This window comes from Mycoplana sp. ABR4_002 (assembly GCF_056159645.1).
This window is the reverse complement of sequence record NZ_JBSWVO010000001.1, coordinates 646,733-662,500: the sequence shown is the minus strand read 5'-3', so window position 1 is coordinate 662,500 and position 15,768 is coordinate 646,733. Positions and strand designations below refer to the sequence as shown.

The 15,768-nt window shown below is 65.7% G+C and carries 22 protein-coding genes (1 of these 22 running past the window's edge); 4 read left to right on the top strand and 18 right to left on the bottom strand.

The genetic code is table 11. The features are described 5' to 3' along the window. The 14 genes from phnN to phnG form a co-directional block, all read right to left on the bottom strand. Window positions 1-325, bottom strand: the 5' portion of a protein-coding gene (gene phnN, locus ACXAGF_RS03190; protein ID WP_475014453.1) for a phosphonate metabolism protein/1,5-bisphosphokinase (PRPP-forming) PhnN. It extends 272 nt beyond the left edge of the window; 325 of the gene's 597 nt are visible here — the first part of the coding sequence; it begins with the start codon at window positions 323-325; its stop codon lies beyond the left edge, outside the window. Then, window positions 322-1,461 (bottom strand): alpha-D-ribose 1-methylphosphonate 5-triphosphate diphosphatase, encoded by a 1,140-nt coding sequence (locus ACXAGF_RS03185; RefSeq protein WP_475014451.1) that lies wholly within the window; start codon window positions 1,459-1,461, stop codon window positions 322-324. Before ACXAGF_RS03185 ends, phnN begins: the two co-directional genes overlap by 4 nt. A 1-nt stretch (window position 1,462) precedes the next feature. Next, window positions 1,463-2,170 carry a DUF1045 domain-containing protein gene (locus ACXAGF_RS03180; protein ID WP_475014449.1) on the bottom strand — a complete coding sequence of 236 codons (708 nt, stop codon included), beginning with the start codon at window positions 2,168-2,170 and terminating at the stop codon, window positions 1,463-1,465. 120 nt (window positions 2,171-2,290) lie between these two features. Beyond that, the gene (gene phnE / locus ACXAGF_RS03175; protein WP_475014448.1) at window positions 2,291-3,805 is read right to left on the bottom strand and encodes a phosphonate ABC transporter, permease protein PhnE; all 1,515 of its coding nucleotides are present in this window, start codon (window positions 3,803-3,805) and stop codon (window positions 2,291-2,293) included. A gap of 11 nt (window positions 3,806-3,816) precedes the next feature. Then, entirely contained in the window at window positions 3,817-4,779 is a 963-nt protein-coding gene (gene phnE / locus ACXAGF_RS03170; protein WP_475014447.1) for a phosphonate ABC transporter, permease protein PhnE, read from the bottom strand. A gap of 103 nt (window positions 4,780-4,882) precedes the next feature. Beyond that, window positions 4,883-5,788: a phosphonate ABC transporter substrate-binding protein gene (gene phnD / locus ACXAGF_RS03165; protein WP_475014445.1), complete on the bottom strand. Its 906-nt coding sequence runs from the start codon at window positions 5,786-5,788 to the stop codon at window positions 4,883-4,885. Between the two features lie 84 nt (window positions 5,789-5,872). Further along, a complete protein-coding gene (phnC, locus tag ACXAGF_RS03160) occupies window positions 5,873-6,718 on the bottom strand; it encodes a phosphonate ABC transporter ATP-binding protein (protein WP_475014444.1) in 846 nt (281 codons plus the stop codon). 130 nt (window positions 6,719-6,848) lie between these two features. Continuing rightward, window positions 6,849-7,463 (bottom strand): DapH/DapD/GlmU-related protein, encoded by a 615-nt coding sequence (locus ACXAGF_RS03155; protein ID WP_475014443.1) that lies wholly within the window; start codon window positions 7,461-7,463, stop codon window positions 6,849-6,851. Next, window positions 7,460-8,167, bottom strand: a complete 708-nt coding sequence (gene phnL / locus ACXAGF_RS03150; RefSeq protein WP_475014442.1) for a phosphonate C-P lyase system protein PhnL — start codon at window positions 8,165-8,167, stop codon at window positions 7,460-7,462. Before phnL ends, ACXAGF_RS03155 begins: the two co-directional genes overlap by 4 nt. A 41-nt stretch (window positions 8,168-8,208) precedes the next feature. Beyond that, complete coding sequence (phnK, locus tag ACXAGF_RS03145) at window positions 8,209-8,985, bottom strand: phosphonate C-P lyase system protein PhnK (protein WP_475014441.1); 777 nt, start codon at window positions 8,983-8,985, stop codon at window positions 8,209-8,211. Beyond that, window positions 8,982-9,875 (bottom strand): alpha-D-ribose 1-methylphosphonate 5-phosphate C-P-lyase PhnJ, encoded by an 894-nt coding sequence (locus ACXAGF_RS03140; RefSeq protein WP_475014440.1) that lies wholly within the window; start codon window positions 9,873-9,875, stop codon window positions 8,982-8,984. Before ACXAGF_RS03140 ends, phnK begins: the two co-directional genes overlap by 4 nt. Further along, window positions 9,872-10,984 (bottom strand): carbon-phosphorus lyase complex subunit, encoded by a 1,113-nt coding sequence (locus ACXAGF_RS03135; RefSeq protein ID WP_475014439.1) that lies wholly within the window; start codon window positions 10,982-10,984, stop codon window positions 9,872-9,874. Before ACXAGF_RS03135 ends, ACXAGF_RS03140 begins: the two co-directional genes overlap by 4 nt. Before the next feature lie 3 nt (window positions 10,985-10,987). Then, the gene (gene phnH, locus ACXAGF_RS03130) at window positions 10,988-11,596 is read right to left on the bottom strand and encodes a phosphonate C-P lyase system protein PhnH (protein ID WP_475019199.1); all 609 of its coding nucleotides are present in this window, start codon (window positions 11,594-11,596) and stop codon (window positions 10,988-10,990) included. After that, entirely contained in the window at window positions 11,593-12,066 is a 474-nt protein-coding gene (gene phnG, locus ACXAGF_RS03125) for a phosphonate C-P lyase system protein PhnG (RefSeq protein WP_475014438.1), read from the bottom strand. Before phnG ends, phnH begins: the two co-directional genes overlap by 4 nt. A gap of 111 nt (window positions 12,067-12,177) precedes the next feature. Between phnG and phnF the strand changes: the two genes are divergently transcribed. Next, on the top strand, window positions 12,178-12,900 hold the full coding sequence (gene phnF / locus ACXAGF_RS03120) for a phosphonate metabolism transcriptional regulator PhnF (protein WP_475014437.1): 723 nt from the start codon (window positions 12,178-12,180) through the stop codon (window positions 12,898-12,900). Between the two features lie 46 nt (window positions 12,901-12,946). On the opposite strand, the gene ACXAGF_RS03115 is transcribed toward phnF, so the two are convergent. After that, entirely contained in the window at window positions 12,947-13,111 is a 165-nt protein-coding gene (locus tag ACXAGF_RS03115) for a DUF1328 domain-containing protein (protein WP_475014436.1), read from the bottom strand. Between the two features lie 137 nt (window positions 13,112-13,248). After that, window positions 13,249-13,446 carry a CsbD family protein gene (locus ACXAGF_RS03110; protein WP_475014435.1) on the bottom strand — a complete coding sequence of 66 codons (198 nt, stop codon included), beginning with the start codon at window positions 13,444-13,446 and terminating at the stop codon, window positions 13,249-13,251. 210 nt (window positions 13,447-13,656) lie between these two features. Between ACXAGF_RS03110 and ACXAGF_RS03105 the strand changes: the two genes are divergently transcribed. Next, on the top strand, window positions 13,657-13,812 hold the full coding sequence (locus ACXAGF_RS03105) for a DUF3309 family protein (RefSeq protein WP_475014434.1): 156 nt from the start codon (window positions 13,657-13,659) through the stop codon (window positions 13,810-13,812). Window positions 13,813-13,842: 30 nt separating this feature from the next. Next, on the top strand, window positions 13,843-14,103 hold the full coding sequence (locus tag ACXAGF_RS03100) for a YMGG-like glycine zipper-containing protein (protein WP_475014433.1): 261 nt from the start codon (window positions 13,843-13,845) through the stop codon (window positions 14,101-14,103). A gap of 73 nt (window positions 14,104-14,176) precedes the next feature. On the opposite strand, the gene ACXAGF_RS03095 is transcribed toward ACXAGF_RS03100, so the two are convergent. Next, window positions 14,177-14,365 carry a NepR family anti-sigma factor gene (locus ACXAGF_RS03095; protein ID WP_475014432.1) on the bottom strand — a complete coding sequence of 63 codons (189 nt, stop codon included), beginning with the start codon at window positions 14,363-14,365 and terminating at the stop codon, window positions 14,177-14,179. Window positions 14,366-14,511: 146 nt separating this feature from the next. Between ACXAGF_RS03095 and ACXAGF_RS03090 the strand changes: the two genes are divergently transcribed. Beyond that, a complete protein-coding gene (locus tag ACXAGF_RS03090) occupies window positions 14,512-15,315 on the top strand; it encodes a response regulator (protein WP_475014431.1) in 804 nt (267 codons plus the stop codon). A gap of 63 nt (window positions 15,316-15,378) precedes the next feature. Here the strand turns inward: ACXAGF_RS03090 and ACXAGF_RS03085 are convergent, their stop codons facing one another. Further along, window positions 15,379-15,726, bottom strand: a complete 348-nt coding sequence (locus tag ACXAGF_RS03085; protein ID WP_475014430.1) for a RidA family protein — start codon at window positions 15,724-15,726, stop codon at window positions 15,379-15,381. Window positions 15,727-15,768: the final 42 nt, after the last annotated feature.

Here is a 15,768-nt window from a genome sequence, read left to right as displayed (position 1 = left end):
CGACAACGACGTCCCCCTGCCCCACGCGGTTGCGCGTCTCCGCCGGCACGCCGTAGCTCAGGCCGTGCGCATCCCAGGCGACGCAGAACGCGCCCTCACCGGCCATGCGCCGGAACGTCTCGCCATCGACCGCGACATGATCCTCGCCGCCGGCGTCGGCGGGGCGGGTGATGACCCGCCGGCAGAAGCGGACCCGTCCGTCGCCGGCGAAGTGCCGTGCGGCGAACCCCATCACGCTGTCCTTGCCCGCTCCGCTCGGACCGACGACGACGACCAAGGTGCCTGCCGCGGCTTCGGTCGTGACCATGTCCTGCAGACCGCTCATGCCACCCGCCGGCCCTGGCGCCAGACGGAGCGGACGACCGGGACGCCGTCCGGGCGACGCACCCGCACGATGTCCGCGCGCAAGCCCGCGGCGATGCGGCCGCGGTCGGTCAGGCCGACGGTCCTTGCCGGCGTCGCCGACACCATGGCGATCGCCTGCGGCAGGCTGATCGCCTCGAGTTCGTCAGCCAGCACGAAGGGGGCGTGCATCAGGCTGAGCGGGACATAGTCGGAGGAAAGCACGTCGAGCACGCCATGGCTGGCAAGGTCTCGCGCGGCGATGTTGCCGGAGTGCGACTTGCCGCGGACAATGTTCGGCGCCCCCATCAGCACGCTCATGCCTGCCCCGTGCGAGGCCTTGGCGGCCTCGAAGCTGGTCGGGAACTCGGCGAGCCGGATGCCGTAGCCGATCGCCTCCTCGACATGGTCCAGGGTCGCGTCGTCATGGCTTGCGACCGTGATGCCGCGCGCCGCGCAGTGGCCGGCGATGGCGTCGCGGTGCGGCTTGGCATAGCGCGCCGAAAGCTCCTGCTGATGGCGGCAGAACGCGGCGAAGGCCTCGTCGGTCATGCCGCGCTTCGTCTTGTAGTAGAGGGTGTACTGCTCCATCGTCTGGAACTGGCGCTGGCCGGGCGCATGGTCCATGAGCGAGACGAGCCGCACCTGCGGATCCTCGGCAAACTCCTCGAAATGCTCCAGCACGTTGCTGGTCGACACCTCGCAGCGCAGGTGGATGAGGTGCTCGGCGCGCAGCCGATCGTCCTGCGCCGCTTCGGCCAGCGCATCGGCCATCGCCCGCATCTCGCCCTTCTCGAAGCCGTCATTGTCGTCCGAGCCCATGCGCAGGCAGTCGAACACCGTGGTGATCCCCGAGGTGACAACCTGGGCGTCATGAGCCTGGATCGCCGCCGTCTTGCCCCAGCGCACGCCGGGCCTTGGCGAATAGTGCGCTTCCAGATGGTCGGTGTGCAGTTCGACGAGGCCGGGGAGAAGATAGTCCCCTTGCATGTCCTCGCCGACGCCGGACGGCGTTGTGGAGATCTCGACAATGAGCCCGTCGCGGATCAGGACGGCGCCGTGGACGACCTCGTCCTCAAGCACGATACGGGCATTTGTGAGCGTCAGTTCGGTCGACATGTCAGGCTATCTTTCGGTTGGCCATTCCCCCGAGCGGGAACAGCGAATGAACTGTGAAATCGGCGCCGCGGGACGGCTCGCTGAACAGAGCGAGGCCGGAAATGGTCAGTGGCTTGCCATGGAAATCGGCAAACTGGCGCATCAGCACGCGCTCCATCGCCGGCGTGTGTTCAGCCGCGACCCGCCCGGTCAACGTCATGTGAAAGCGGAAAGCGTCGAAAACGTGAGGATACCCCCACTGCACGAGGTTCTGCCGCTCTTCGCTGGTCAGTTCGTCGGGCCTGCGCCGGGCGATGTCGGCGGAGGTCAGCGGCGCACGGAAGCGCTCGAAACGACGCACCACCGCGCCGGCGAAGCTCTGCAACGGCGCGCACTCCTCCCGCGGGACGAGCGCGAAGAAGGATTGAAGCCGACCGACGACGACCTCGGGTATGTCGAAGGCCTCCATCTCGACCGCGAAGCGCGCGACTTCGGCCACCAATTCGGCTTCGCTGCGGCCGGCGGCCAGTTCGAACGGCGCCTTCAGCGTCGCGTGGAAGCCGTACCGGCGCGGGTCGGCGGTCAGGTCGCGAAGCAGCTCCGGCCGGAACTCCGGAACGACCGGCTGATCGAGTACGGCACCGGCAAAGGCGTTGCGCCCGAGCCAGCGCGCAGCAGCCAGGGTCAGGTCCTCGGTGGCGGCGGGCGTGAAATAGAGAGCGTATCGCAAGGTCGTCGTTCCTGTCAGTTCGGGCTGTTGCGGACCGGATCCGCCTTTCGGTGATCCTGCCAGCCTAACGGGATTCGTGTGGCAGCATCATGCCATCGCGCCCGGCATTTGCCATTCCCTTCAGTGGCGTGTGCGCCCCATCAGCCGCGAGCGCAGGGCGTTCGAGATACCGTCGAAGACGAACACCACCAGCAGGATCAGCATCACCATGTAGGCGACGTTCTCCCAGTCGGAATTCGTGCGCATCGCCTCCCAGAGCTTCAGGCCGATGCCGCCGGCACCCACCGCACCGATGATGGTGGCCGAGCGCGTGTTGGATTCCCAGAAATAGAGCGCCTGGGAGGCAAAGACCGGCAACACCTGGGGCAGCACGCCGAAGCGCTGCACCGTCGCGGCCGGGGCGCCCACCGACTTGACCCCTTCGCGCTGCTTGTCATCGATGTTCTCGAGCGCCTCCGAGTAGAGCTTGCCGAGCGTGCCAGTGTCGGTGAAGAAAATCGCCGACATGCCGGCGAGCGGCCCGGGACCGAAGGCGCGTGTGAAAAACAGCGCCCAGATCAGCATGTCGACGGAACGCTGGAAGTCGAAGAAGCGCTTGGCCAGCTGATTGGCAAGGCGGCTGCGGGTGATGTTGCGGGCGGCGACGAAGGCGAGCGGGAAGGCCACCACCGTTGCCAGCACCGTGCCGACGAAGGCCATCACCACGGTCTGCAGCAGCTTGGTCCAGACGTCGAGATGCTGCCATTCGTGATTGTAGAGGATGTTGTTCCAGGCAAGCGACAGGTTGGAGCGCTCCGGATCGATGCGCTCGCCCGACACGATCAGCGAAGCCACCTCCGCGGCCGTCTTGCCGAAGAAGGGCGAGTGGGTATCGAAGACGAAATTCGCCCAGCCGAGAAAGCGCCGACGGATGCTGACCTCGTCCGCCTCGATCTCGGCCCAGCCGGCAAGGCCGAAGGACAGGACGATCTTCTCGCCGGGTCGCTTCTGGCTTGCCCATTCCGGAAGCCGGGCGCCGTCGACGCCGACTGTCTTGCCGTCCATGGTGAGACGGAGCGTTTCGCCGCCGTGCTCGACGGTGGCCTTGCCAGGGACAACCTCGATACGGGTGGAGCGACCCACCCGAACTTCGGCACGGGTGACGACTTCCTCGGTGCGGGTCTCGATCCGGGCTACGCCAACCGCTGAGCCGCCTTCGGCCGTACTGCCGAGCGCGGCACCGGGCGCCATGAAGCTGGTCGTCGATTTCTTCGCTGCGGCCTGGGGTGCATTGACAGCCGGCGCCTCGACCGTGCGCGTCACCATTTCCCGCGTGGCGACCACCCAGTCGGGGTTGGGATTGTCGCCCAGCGGCGAGAAGCGCGGATACTGGATCTGCATCGTCCCGTCGGACGCCATGCGGATCTCGGGCCGGACCTCGTAGGAGACCCAGTCGGACAGGTAGCTGCCCGCGAGCGACCAGTTCGCATTGCCCAGCACCGTGCCGATGGCGAAGAACCACCAGCAATAGATCGCGTACAGCAGAGCTCCGAACACGATCAAGGGCATGCGGAAGCGCGACCAGGCCGAACGCGCGAAAACGTCAGGGTGCCGTGCGGCGATGGCTTCCATCTCGGACGGGTGAAGCTTGGTCATCGTCCCTCTCCTCACTGAGCCAGTTGGAAGGCCTGGTCGCCAACGAGGCGGCGGCGCGCCCACGCGGACAACTGGTCGACCGCGACGATCGTGCAGAACAGCAACAGCACGATGGCGAGCGTCTTGGCCTGGTGGTTCTGTCCGATCGACAGGCGCAGCAGTTCGCCGATGCCGCCGCCGCCGACCGCACCGATGATGGTCGAGGCGCGCACGTTGATCTCGAGCCGAAGCAGAAAATAGCTGATGAAGTTCGGCATGACTTGCGGCACGATGCCGAACCAGACGCGCTCGATCCAGCTAGCGCCGGCGGCGCGCAGGCCCTCTTCGGGCTTCATGTCGGCATTCTCGACCACCTCGAAGAAGAGCTTGCCGAGGGCACCGATCGTGTGGATCGACACCGCGATCACCGCGGGCAAAGGTCCCAGCGACAGGATCGCCAGGAAGAAGCCGGCGAGCACCACCTCCGGAAAGGCGCGAACGACCTCCATCAGCCGGCGCACGAAGCCGCGGACGAACCAGTTCGGCATGAGGTTGCGCGCGGCGAGGAAGCAGAGGACGAAACCGAGCATCGCGCCGGCAATGGTGGAGAAGATCGCAATGTTGAGCGTCTCCAGCATCTTGTAGAAATATTCCGGGACATAGAGGCTTTCGGTCAGGTAGACCCGCCCCTCCGTATAATTGTACTTGAAGCTGCCGTCATCATAGGGCGACGGCAGATCGAACAACGCGCGGAACACCTCCAGCCCGTCGCGCGGAACGAGATCGCCGACGAAGTCGAACAGATGCGGCAGGCGATCGAAGAACTTGCCGGCATTGGTGGCATTGGCAAACCACAGCGAACCACCCATCGCAACGATGAGCAGGCCGAAGCCGAGCCAGGTATAGAGCCGGCGCTTGGCGGCGAGCTCCTGCCAGTGGCGCTCGATCAGCGCGCCGCTCTCGCTGAACCCTTTCGGAACGGTGGTGAAGGCCATGTCGCATCCCGCGGTCGATGGAGCCCGCTCGATCAGCAAGGCTTTGCTCAAATGGAGGCGCAGGCCGGACGGTTCCGGCCTGCGCCCGGGTCGGTGGGCCGGATCAGCCGCCGATCGTCGCCTTGCGCGCGTCGATGATCGGCTTGTAGAAGTCGACGTTGACCTCGGTGTAGCCGGTGAAATCGCCACCCTGGATGGCGGCGAAGCAGGCGGCGTCGGTCTGCGGCAGGTCCATCAGGAATTGCTTGAACTTCGCCTTCATGTCGCCGGCCATCGAGGTACGAACGACGATCGGGCCGTTCGGGATCAGCGGCGAACGCCACAGCTCGACCAGGTCATTCATGTCGAGGATGCCCTTGTCGACCATCTTGCGCAGATTGCCGGACGAGTAACCGTCCTTGAAATCGCCGACGCCCGAGCCCCAGGTGGTGCCGGCGTCGAACGTGCCCTTGACGACTTCGAGGACGAGGTTCTCATGGCCGCCGCCGAAGCCGGTCTCGCCGAAGTATTCCTTGACCGGACCACCGATCGATTCCGGCAGGGTGACGAGCGGGACGAGGTAGCCGGAGGTGGAGTCCGGGTCGGCGAAACCGAGCTTCTTGCCCTTGAGGTCCTCCAGCGAAGCGATGCCGCTATCCTTGCGGGCCACCATGATCGAGTAGTAGCCGGTGGAACCATCCGTCTGGACGGTCGTCAGGATCGGCTCGACCGCGCTCGGGTCGGCGAGGTGAACCTTGGCGTAGGCCGATGCGCCGAGTTCGGCATAGTCGAGCGTGCCGCCGAGGAGGCCCTGAACGACGCCGTCATAGTCGGCAGCCGGGAAGAAGGAGACCTTCTCGACGCCAAGTTCGGTCTTGAGCTTGTCGCCCAGGCACTGGAAGTTGCGGAGGCGGTCGGCCTCATTCTCTCCGCCGAGGATGCCGACCCGGAATTCCTTCATGTCTTCCGCCTGGGCGTGGCCGACCAGCGCCAGAAGGGCGACGGCGCCGAAAAGAGCTTTCTTCAGCATGGACTTCTCTCCTGTTTGACCGGCCGCGCCGGCTCTCTGTAATCGCAATGGCCCTTGACGCGGGCCGTTCGATCCCGGTCGGCGTCAGATGCCGGCCAGTGCCAGCGGCTTGACGCTGGCCGATTGCTTGCTGTTGTCCTGCACGAGCGGCGCCTTGGCACCGATGCTGGTGGAGGTCATGGTCTCGTCGATCTCGGCACCCGCGCCGTAGATCGAGCGGACGGCGTCGGCATCGAGTTCGCGCGGTGAGCCGTCGAAAACGACCCTGCCGGCCGACATGCCGATGATCCGTTCGCAATAGCTGCGGGCGGTATCGAGGGTGTGAAGGTTGGTGATGACGGTGATGCCCTCGCGCTCGTTGATGTCGCGCAGCGCGTCCATGACGACCTTGGCGTTGAGCGGGTCAAGCGAGGCGATCGGCTCGTCGGCGAGGATCATCTTCGGCTGCTGCATCAGGGCGCGGGCAATCGCGACGCGCTGCTGCTGGCCGCCGGACAGCGTGCCGGCCATCTGCAGCGCCGTCTGCTCGATCCCGAGGCGCTCAAGCGCGGCGATCGCCATGATGCGCTCCTCGCGGGTGAACATGTTGAGGATGCTGAGGGCGGTGGAGCGATGATTGAGACGCCCGAGCAGCACGTTCGTCAGAACGTCGAGACGCGGCACCAGGTTGAACTGCTGGAAGATCATGGCGCAGTCGCGCTGCCAGTTGCGCAGGGGAGCGCCGCGCAGGGCCGAGACCTCGATATCGCCAAAGTGAATCGATCCCTCGCTCGGGTCGGCGAGGCGATTGATCATGCGCAGCATCGTCGATTTTCCGGCGCCCGAGCGGCCGATGACGCCGACCATCTGGCCCTGGGGGATCTCGACGTTGACGGCATTGACCGCGGCATGGCCGCCGAACCGGCGCGTGACGTTCATCAGGCGAAGCATGGCATCCCCTTTCGAGGGCTGGTCATTGATCTTGCGGGGGCTTTACCGAGGCCGGATGAAGGCCGAATGTCAGTTTCATGTCCGTTCGGTAACAATCCACGACGCCCGGATTTCCGGGACTTTTCGGCGTTCAGGCGCCATAGCGGGCAAGGAAGCTTTCGGCATCGAGCGCGCGGAAATCGTCCAGCGCCGAACGCAGCCGGTCGTGATCCCAGTCCCACCAGGCAAGCCGCTCGAAACGCTCGGCAATATGCTTGCCGAAACGGTCGCGGATCAGCTTTGCCGGCACCCCGCCGACGATCGTGTAAGGGGCCACGTCCTTGGTGACAACGGCGCCTGAGCCGACGACGGCACCATTGCCGATGGTGACGCCGGGGAGGACGGTTGCGCCGTGACCGATCCACACGTCGTGCCCGATCGTCACGCGGTGCGATCGACGCCAGGCAAAGAAGCTCTCTTCCTGGTCGGCATCCGGCCAGTAGTCGCCGGCGCGATAGGTGAAATGATGCAGCGTCGCGCGCCACGTCGGATGGTTGGTGGCGTTGATCCGCACGGAGGCTGCGATGTTGGCGAACTTGCCAATGGTGGCGCACCAGACCGAACCGTCCTCCATGATGTAGGAATAGTCGCCGAGCTCGGTCTCGCTGATGCGGCAGCGCTCGGCGATCTCGGTGTAGCGCCCGAGGCTGCTGTCGGTGACCGACGCGGTGGCATGAATGAGCGGCGTTTCGGAAAGCTTGGTCATGCCGCAGCCTTTCGCGGGGAGAAGGCGGAGACATCAACGATGCGGTCGGCGACCTCGGTGCGCACGTCGTCGTCGTGGAAGATGCCGAGAAGTGCCACCCCGGCCTTCTTTTTCTCCTCGATCATGTCGACGACGATCGCGCGGTTCCTCGCGTCGAGCGAGGCGGTCGGCTCGTCGAGCAGGAGGATGCGGTGGTCGGTGATGAAGCCGCGGGCGATGTTGACGCGCTGCTGCTCGCCGCCGGAGAAGGTCGCCGGCGGCAGCTGCCAGAGTTCGCGCGGCAGGTTGAGGCGGGACAACATGTCCTCGGCTCTCTGCCGGGCGACGGCCGGGGCCTCGCCGCCCTCGAGCAGCGGTTCGGCGACGATGTCGACGGCCGAGACGCGCGGTACGACGCGCAGGAACTGGCTGACATAGCCGAGCGTGACTCGGCGGACGGCGAGCACGGTGCGCGGGTCGGCGCTGGCAAGGTCGATCACCTTGCCTTGGTGCCCGATCAGGATCTGCCCGCCGTCGACGCCGTAATTGCCGTAGACCATCTTCAGGAGCGAACTCTTGCCGATGCCGGAGGGGCCGCCGAGAACCACGCATTCGCCGGTCCTGACGGAGAAATTGACGTCGGAGACGACGGGCAGCCGCACCCCGTCCCGCAGGTGCATGGTGAAGCTTTTCGAAACTTCGGAAACGACAAGTGGGGTCGCCATGATGTCTGTCCTTTTGCAGCCGATTTTCGCGGCGATCGCCGTCAAACCTGGAGAATGGAGGAGACGAGAAGCTGGGTGTAAGCCTCGCGCGGATCGTCGAGCACGCGATCGGTCAGGCCCTGCTCGATCACATGACCGTCCTTCATGACCATCATCCGGTGCGACAAAAGACGCGCGACGGCGAGGTCGTGGGTGACGATGATGGCCGAGAGCCCGAGGTCGTGGACGAGGCCGCGAACAAGGTCCAGCAGGCGCGCCTGTACCGACACGTCGAGGCCGCCGGTCGGCTCGTCCATGAAGACGAGGCGGGGCGAGGTCACGAGGTTGCGGGCGATCTGCAGGCGCTGGCGCATGCCGCCGGAGAAGGCGCGCGGCTGGTCGTCGATGCGGTCGATGCCGATCTCGACGCGCCGGAGCCAGTCGCCGGCAGCGTCACGGATGTTGCCGTAGTGGCGATCGCCGACGGCCATCAGCCGCTCGCCGACATTGGCGCCGGCCGACACCGTCATGCGCAGGCCGTCGGCAGGGTTCTGGTGCACGAAGCCCCAGTCGGTGCGCATCAGGAACCGCCGCTCGGCCTCGCCCATGCGGGCAAGATCGCGCATCTGGCCGTCGCGCATGCGGTACTCGATGGTGCCGGAAGTCGGCATCAGCCGCGTTGCCAGGCAATTGAGCAGCGTCGTCTTGCCGGAGCCGGACTCGCCGACGATCGCCAGCACCTCGCCCGGCCAGAGGTCGAAGGAGACCTGGCGGCAGCCGATGCGGCTGCCGTAGAATTTCGAGATGTCACGGACCTTGAGCAGAGGGGCGTCGCTCATCGGGCAGCCTCCTTGTTGTAGGCGAGCATGGTTCCGCGGTGGCCGTGGTCGCGGCGGTCCTCGCAGTGGTCGGTGTCGGAGCAGACGAACATCCGTCCGCCCCGGTCGTCGAGCACGACCTCGTCGAGATAGACGCCCTCCGCGCCGCAGAGTGCGCAGGGCTTGTCAAAGGTCTGGACCTCGAACGGATGATCCTCGAAATCGAGGCTGACCACTTCGGTGAAGGGCGGCACGGCATAGATGCGCTTCTCGCGGCCGGCGCCGAAAAGCTGCAGCGCTTCCGACATGTGCATCTTCGGATTGTCGAACTTCGGCGTCGGCGACGGGTCCATGACGTAGCGCCCCTCCACCTTCACCGGATAGGCATAGGTCGTGGCGATGTGGCCGTTCCGGGCGATGTCCTCGTACAGCTTGACGTGCATCAGGCCGTATTCCTCGAGCGCGTGCATCTTGCGGGTCTCGGTCTCGCGCGGCTCGAGAAAGCGCAGCGGCTCGGGGATCGGCACCTGGTAGACCAGCGTCTGGCCGGCCGTCAGCCGTTCCTCGGGGATGCGGTGACGGGTCTGGATGATCGTCGCCTCGCGCGTCTTCGTTGTCACGGCGACGCTGGCGACCTTCTGGAAGAAGGCGCGGATGGAGACGGCGTTGGTCGTGTCGTCGGCGCCCTGGTCGATCACCTTGAGAACGTCCGCCGGCCCGAGGATCGCCGCCGTCACCTGCACGCCGCCGGTGCCCCAGCCATAGGGCATCGGCATCTCGCGCGAGGCGAACGGCACCTGGTAGCCCGGAATGGCGATCGCCTTCAGGATCGCGCGGCGGATCATCCGCTTCGTCTGCTCATCGAGATAGGCGAAGTTGTAGCTCGCCAGTTCGGTCGGTACGGCGGTCATTGGGCTGCCTCCAGCGTCGCTTCGCCTGGGTCTTCGCGGTTGCGTTCGTCATGTTCGCGCCGCATGCGGCGCACGAGGTCGAGTTCGGCCTGGAAGTCGACGTAGTGCGGCAGCTTCAGGTGCTCGACGAAGCCAGTGGCCTGCACGTTGTCGGAATGAGAGATGACGAATTCCTCGTCCTGTGCCGGGGCAACGACATCCTCGCCGAACTCCTCGGCGCGCAGCGCGCGGTCGACCAGCGCCATGGCCATGGCCTTGCGCTCGCTCTGGCCGAAGACGAGACCGTAGCCGCGGCTGAACTGCGGCGGCTGCTTGGCCGACCCGTTGAACTGGGTGACCATCTGGCATTCGGTGACCTGGATCCGGCCGAGCGAGACGGAAAAGCCGAGTTCCGGCAAGTCCAGCTCCACCTCGACCTCGCCGATGCGGACCTCGCCGACAAAGGGGTGGGTACGGGCATAGCCGCGCTGGGTGGAATAGCCGAGCGCCAGCAGAAAGCCTTCGTCACCGCGGGCAAGCGCCTGCAGACGCAGGTCGCGCTCCATCGGAAACTCCAGCGGTTCGCGCGTCAGGTCCGCCGGGACATGGCCGTCCGGCAGGTCGCCATCGCCTTCCACCAGCCCTTCGCCGGAGAGGATGTCGGCCACGCGCAGCGGTGGCTCGTGATCGGCATCGCGCTGGGGCGCCGCGTCGACCGGTTCGTCGCCCAGAAGCGACGGATCGAGCAGACGATGGGTATAGTCGAAGGTCGGCCCCAGCAACTGTCCGCCGGGCAGGTCCTTGTAGGTGGCGGAAACGCGACGCTCGATCTGCATCCGCTCGGTCTCCAGCGGTACCGAATAGCCGAAGCGCGGCAGCGTCGTGCGGTAGGCACGCAGGATGAAGATCGCCTCGATCAGGTCGCCGCGCGCCTGGCGGATGGCGAGCGCAGCCAAGGCGCGATCGAAGAGCGACGCCTCGGCCATGACCCGATCGACCGCCAGCCCGAGCTGGGCGACGATCTGCTCGATGGTGATGGAGGGCAGGCTACGGTCGCCACGGCGACGGTCGGCGAGCAGGCGATGGGCGTTGGCGATGGCGGCCTCGCCTCCCTTGACGGCGACATACATGACTCAGGCCTCCCCACTTCTGATGACGGTCGTGCGCGGCAGGCAGGCGATGCGGTCGCCCGCCACGAGGATCAGATCGATGCCGCGCGGAAACTGCGCCCGGTTGACCTCGGCCAGCGAGACGAAGGTTTCCGGCAAGCCGCGCGGCGCCAGCCGGGCCTCGGCCCGGATGCCCGGGCCGCTCAACACAAGCGGCCGCCCGCCCTCGAGGCTGTCGACCTCGACCACCAGCGTCGTCGAGCGATCCGGATAGTCCTGCGTGCCCTGGGCGAAGAGCCCGAGCCCCGGCATCGCTCCGCCCTTCTCGACGAAGGCGAAGCGGGCGTCCTGCTTCTCGGTTACCACACCGGCCCCGGTGTGGAACGAGAGCCAGCCGGGCAGCTTCGACCTGGCAAGCGCTGGTGTCAGCCAGACCGGCGTGTCGTGGTCGCAGAGCGTCAGCGCCACCGCGCCCGCCGCGGCGCTCATCGGCTGGGGCGGCCTTGCGGCCGCAAGGATCTCGCCGACCGTGCCCGGTCGGGCCATGCAGTCCATTACCGCGCGAAAGACCGCCTGGGCCGCGAACACCGGCTCGGCGAAGCCGCCGGAAAAGATCTGGGTCTCGGCCATCAGTCGTCTCCGCGAACCATGGTGAAGAAGTCAACGCGGGTGGCAGCGGTCTCGCGTGCCCTCTTCGCGTCGTCGGCCTCGATGCGGGCCGCAATCCCGTCCAGCAGGCGCTCGACGGTCGGCACATGATCCGGCACCTGCAGCAGCGCGTCGAATACCGCCGCCAGCCGCGCCTTTTCGCCATCGGTTCCCAGCGCCTGGCCGTGGCCGATGACGCCGTCGCCAAGCCGCACACTGGCCCGCATCGCCGTGACCTCGCCGAGGTTGAACGGCGCGCCACCGCCACCGATGCGGCCGCGCACCATGACCAGTCCCGCCTCCGGCCCCCGCACCGGCACGACATCCGGCTTCGGCTGCAGCGTGTTCCAGGCCGTTTCCAGTTCCGCGCGTGTGGCCTTGGCAAGCAGGCCCATCGCCTGCTTCCGCTCTGCCGGCTCGAGGCCGGTTTCGGTCTGCCTTTGAAGTGGTGCCATTGCCTGTCTCCAGAACTTGTCGTCATATGTTGTCTATTGATCTAGACAATCGTACATTCTATGGTCCCCCAATAGCGGGGCAACGTGACAGGCCCATGACAGGAGGAAAAAATGATCGAACGTCAGTCCGGCGTGGCACTCTGGCGGCAAATCGCCGACAGGATGCGGCTGGCAATCAACAATGGGGACTATGATGCGACCGGCATGATGCCGCCGGAAACAGCGCTTGCGGAACGGTTCGGCGTCAACCGTCACACCGTCCGCAGCGCCCTCGCCTCGCTCGCGCAGGAGGGCATGGTGCGCGCGGTGCAGGGGGTCGGGACCCTGATCGAGCGGCGCGACCGGCTGACCTTTCCGATCTCCCGACGCACTCGCTTCTCCCAGGGGCTGGGTGACCAGGCAAGGGAACTCGAGGGGCGGTTGCTCGCGCAGACCTTGGAACCAATGCCCCCGGCGGTGGCCAAGGCGCTCGGGCTTGCCACGGGCACCGAATGCGTGCGGCTGGAGACGGTCGGAACCGCGGACCGCAAGCCGATCTCGGCGGCCACCAACTATTTTCCCGCGGGCCGCTTCTCCGGCATAGGCGATCTCTACCGGCGTACCGGATCCATCACCAAGGCACTCGCTGAACTCGGCGTCGACGACTATGTGCGCCAATCCACGGAGATCTCCGCCGTTCATGCCGAAGGGGAGGATCTGCGTCAGCTCAAGCTCTCGCCCGGCGCCATCCTTCTGGTCACGACTGCGGTCAATGCGGATATCGGCGGGCAGCCGATCCAGTATTCGCGCTCGCGCTTTGCCGCAGACCGGGTCAAGTTCTTCGTCGAGACATGAAAAAGGCGGCGCATGCGCGCCGCCCGCTTTTGCCACGGATGGTGAATCAGACCCGCCTCGACCAGCCAAACACCAGCGACACGACCAGCAGCACTAGGAAGACGAAGAACAGGATCTGGGCGATTCCTGCCGATGCACCGGCGATTCCACCGAAACCAAGGACGCCGGCGATCAGCGCAATGACGAGAAAAATAAGCGCATAGTAGAGCATGACGGTCTCCTCTTTTGTCATCGCAAGCAACAACGAAATCGCCTGACTAAAGTTCCCATCGCCGGCAGTCTGCCTGCGACCCAGACAGCAAAGCGCCGCCGCGGAACCGCGGCGGCGTCAGTATGCAACTTGAGGTGTTAGTGGCGGCTTTGCCACTCATCGATCTGGCGCTCCGCCTCGTCCTTGGCGACGCCGTAGCGCTGCTGGATCTTGCCGGCCAGTTCGTTGCGGCGGCCGTCGATGACGTCGAGATCGTCGTCAGTCAGCTTGCCCCACTGGGCCTGCGCCTTGCCCTTGTACTCTCTCCACTTGCCTTCAATGATATCCCAGTTCATTCGGGTCTCCTTTCCGGTGGGTTGCCCGGACAAAACGCGAAAGCTCTGGGATCGTTCCGACAACTACGGCCGACCGACCTTCGGGCGCGCACGGCGGCCGCTCAGCCGTCCCTGTCCGCGGTGAATTGCACTCGGCGCGGGAACAATTCGCCGGCTCGTGCATTTACCGGCCAACGCAATCTGATTGCCTGACATCACCGGAGGCGCTTGATGCTTGGTACCGTTCTGCTCATTGTTCTCATCCTGCTTCTTATCGGAGCCCTGCCGAGTTGGGGCTACAGCCGCAGCTGGGGCTACGGACCGTCGGGAGGGCTTGGACTCGTCATCGTCATTCTGCTTATTCTGGTGTTGATGGGACGCATCTGAAGTCGAACCCCTTCGGGAGAGGATAACGCAATGAAACAACTCATGCTCGCAGCATCTCTGGCGCTCACGGTCCTTACCGTCAGCGCCTGCACCCAGACGGAAAAGGGGGCCGCGATCGGCGCCACCTCCGGCGCCATCATCGGTGGCGTTGCGACCAACAAGGTCGGCGGGGCCGCGGTCGGTGCGCTCGCCGGCGGCGCGATCGGCGCGCTGATCGGCAATGCCAGTGAACCGGGCCGCTGCATCTATCGCGACCGCTACGGGCGCCGCTATGAAGCCCCCTGCCGCTGATCATATTGCCTTGGAAGAGAGAAACGGGCCGACGGCCCGTTTCTTTGCGTGTCCGGGAGAACGGCCGGGTCAGTCAGCGCCCGGATTTGGCCTTGCGTTCCGCCTCGTCCAGCTGTTCGAGCAGATCGAGCAGTTGGTCCGGCACCGGCTCGGTCTCGATGGCTTCGTAGAACGACCGCAGCTTGCGACCGAGTACGCTGTTTGGATCGAGAGCGTTGGCCGCACCTTTCGGAATGCGGCCGCCGACAGCAGGCTTGCTCATGACCATCTGCTCCTTGCAACATGCATTCTGTCGTCGCCCCCAGGCCGCCGCGCGTCATATGGGGTATAATTTCACAGCAAAATTGCTTCCTAGCGGTGAATTTACAGCAAACTAGCCGATTTCGGAACAAATTCAGGGAGAAGTATATGCCGCTATCCACCCGAATCGCACCTCACCTGCCATTGCTGCGGCGCTTTTCGCGTGCGGTGACCGGGTCGCAGACCTCCGGCGATGCGTACGTGGCAGCCATCCTCGAGGCGCTGGTCAACGATGTCTCGCTATATCCCGAGCGTGCGGACGACCGCATCAGCCTCTTCAGGCTCTACTGCTCGCTGTTCGACAAGGTCCAGGTCAACCCGGCCGCAGCCAGCCAGTCACCCTTCAGTTGGGAGCGGCACGCCGCGGCCAATCTCGCCCATGTGACGCCACTTGCCCGCAAGGCTTTCCTGCTCGTTGCCGTCGAGGGCTTCGAGCTGGCTGATTGCGCCGACATTCTCGACGTGACCGAGGGCGAGGTCAAAGCTCTCCTGGACCAGGCCTCGCGCGAGATCTCGCAGCAGGTCGCCACGGATATCATGATCATCGAGGACGAGCCGCTGATCGCGATGGATATCGAGGACATGGTGACCGGACTAGGGCATCGTGTCACCGGCATCGCGCGCACCCATGCCGAGGCGCTCGAACTGTTCAACCGCGCGCGACCGGGCATGGTGCTGGCCGACATCCAGCTCGCCGACGGTAGTTCCGGAATCGATGCCGTCAACGACATCCTGAAGAGCAGCAGCATACCGGTGATTTTCATCACCGCCTTCCCGGAGCGCCTGCTGACCGGGGAACGGCCCGAACCGGCCTTCCTCGTGACCAAGCCGTTCAACCCGGAAATGGTCAAGGCGCTGATCAGCCAGGCCTTGTTCTTCGACGAACACGCCCGGCTGGCCAAGAGCGCCTGACCCAGACCAACACAAGAGCGGGCCGCCGGAACCGGCGGCCCGCCTGTCGGCAAGCCGTTGCGATCAGGCCTGCGCGGCCGTGATGATGATCTCGACCAGATACTCGGGACCGGCGAGCTTGGATTCGCCGGTCGCGCGTGCCGGCGTGTGGCCCGGGGCAACCCAGGCGTCCCAGACCGCATTCATCTTCTGGAAGTCGGCCATGTCGGCGAGCCAGATCTGTGCGGACAGGATGCGCGTCTTGTCGGAACCGGCGAGTGCCAGCAGCCGGTCAACCTCCGCCAGCACCTGCTGCGTCTGGGTGGCAACGTCGGCGCCGGGCTCGCCGACCTGGCCGGCCAGATAGACGGTGCCGTTGTGGACGACGGCCTGGCTCATGCGTGCGCCGGTTTCAAAGCGAGTAATGGTCATGGGACTGTTCCTGTCTTAACTGATCAAGCCCTGCGGCCGGCG

Coding starts and splice junctions, on each gene's coding strand:
- ACXAGF_RS03185 (WP_475014451.1), bottom strand. CDS start 1,461: ATGTCGACCGAACTGACGCTCACAAATGCCCGTATCGTGCTTGAGGAC.
- phnE (WP_475014448.1), bottom strand. CDS start 3,805: ATGACCAAGCTTCACCCGTCCGAGATGGAAGCCATCGCCGCACGGCAC.
- phnE (WP_475014447.1), bottom strand. CDS start 4,779: ATGGCCTTCACCACCGTTCCGAAAGGGTTCAGCGAGAGCGGCGCGCTG.
- phnD (WP_475014445.1), bottom strand. CDS start 5,788: ATGCTGAAGAAAGCTCTTTTCGGCGCCGTCGCCCTTCTGGCGCTGGTC.
- phnC (WP_475014444.1), bottom strand. CDS start 6,718: ATGCTTCGCCTGATGAACGTCACGCGCCGGTTCGGCGGCCATGCCGCG.
- ACXAGF_RS03155 (WP_475014443.1), bottom strand. CDS start 7,463: ATGACCAAGCTTTCCGAAACGCCGCTCATTCATGCCACCGCGTCGGTC.
- phnL (WP_475014442.1), bottom strand. CDS start 8,167: ATGGCGACCCCACTTGTCGTTTCCGAAGTTTCGAAAAGCTTCACCATG.
- phnK (WP_475014441.1), bottom strand. CDS start 8,985: ATGAGCGACGCCCCTCTGCTCAAGGTCCGTGACATCTCGAAATTCTAC.
- ACXAGF_RS03140 (WP_475014440.1), bottom strand. CDS start 9,875: ATGACCGCCGTACCGACCGAACTGGCGAGCTACAACTTCGCCTATCTC.
- ACXAGF_RS03135 (WP_475014439.1), bottom strand. CDS start 10,984: ATGTATGTCGCCGTCAAGGGAGGCGAGGCCGCCATCGCCAACGCCCAT.
- phnG (WP_475014438.1), bottom strand. CDS start 12,066: ATGGCACCACTTCAAAGGCAGACCGAAACCGGCCTCGAGCCGGCAGAG.
- phnF (WP_475014437.1), top strand. CDS start 12,178: ATGATCGAACGTCAGTCCGGCGTGGCACTCTGGCGGCAAATCGCCGAC.
- ACXAGF_RS03115 (WP_475014436.1), bottom strand. CDS start 13,111: ATGCTCTACTATGCGCTTATTTTTCTCGTCATTGCGCTGATCGCCGGC.
- ACXAGF_RS03110 (WP_475014435.1), bottom strand. CDS start 13,446: ATGAACTGGGATATCATTGAAGGCAAGTGGAGAGAGTACAAGGGCAAG.
- ACXAGF_RS03105 (WP_475014434.1), top strand. CDS start 13,657: ATGCTTGGTACCGTTCTGCTCATTGTTCTCATCCTGCTTCTTATCGGA.
- ACXAGF_RS03100 (WP_475014433.1), top strand. CDS start 13,843: ATGAAACAACTCATGCTCGCAGCATCTCTGGCGCTCACGGTCCTTACC.
- ACXAGF_RS03095 (WP_475014432.1), bottom strand. CDS start 14,365: ATGAGCAAGCCTGCTGTCGGCGGCCGCATTCCGAAAGGTGCGGCCAAC.
- ACXAGF_RS03090 (WP_475014431.1), top strand. CDS start 14,512: ATGCCGCTATCCACCCGAATCGCACCTCACCTGCCATTGCTGCGGCGC.
- ACXAGF_RS03085 (WP_475014430.1), bottom strand. CDS start 15,726: ATGACCATTACTCGCTTTGAAACCGGCGCACGCATGAGCCAGGCCGTC.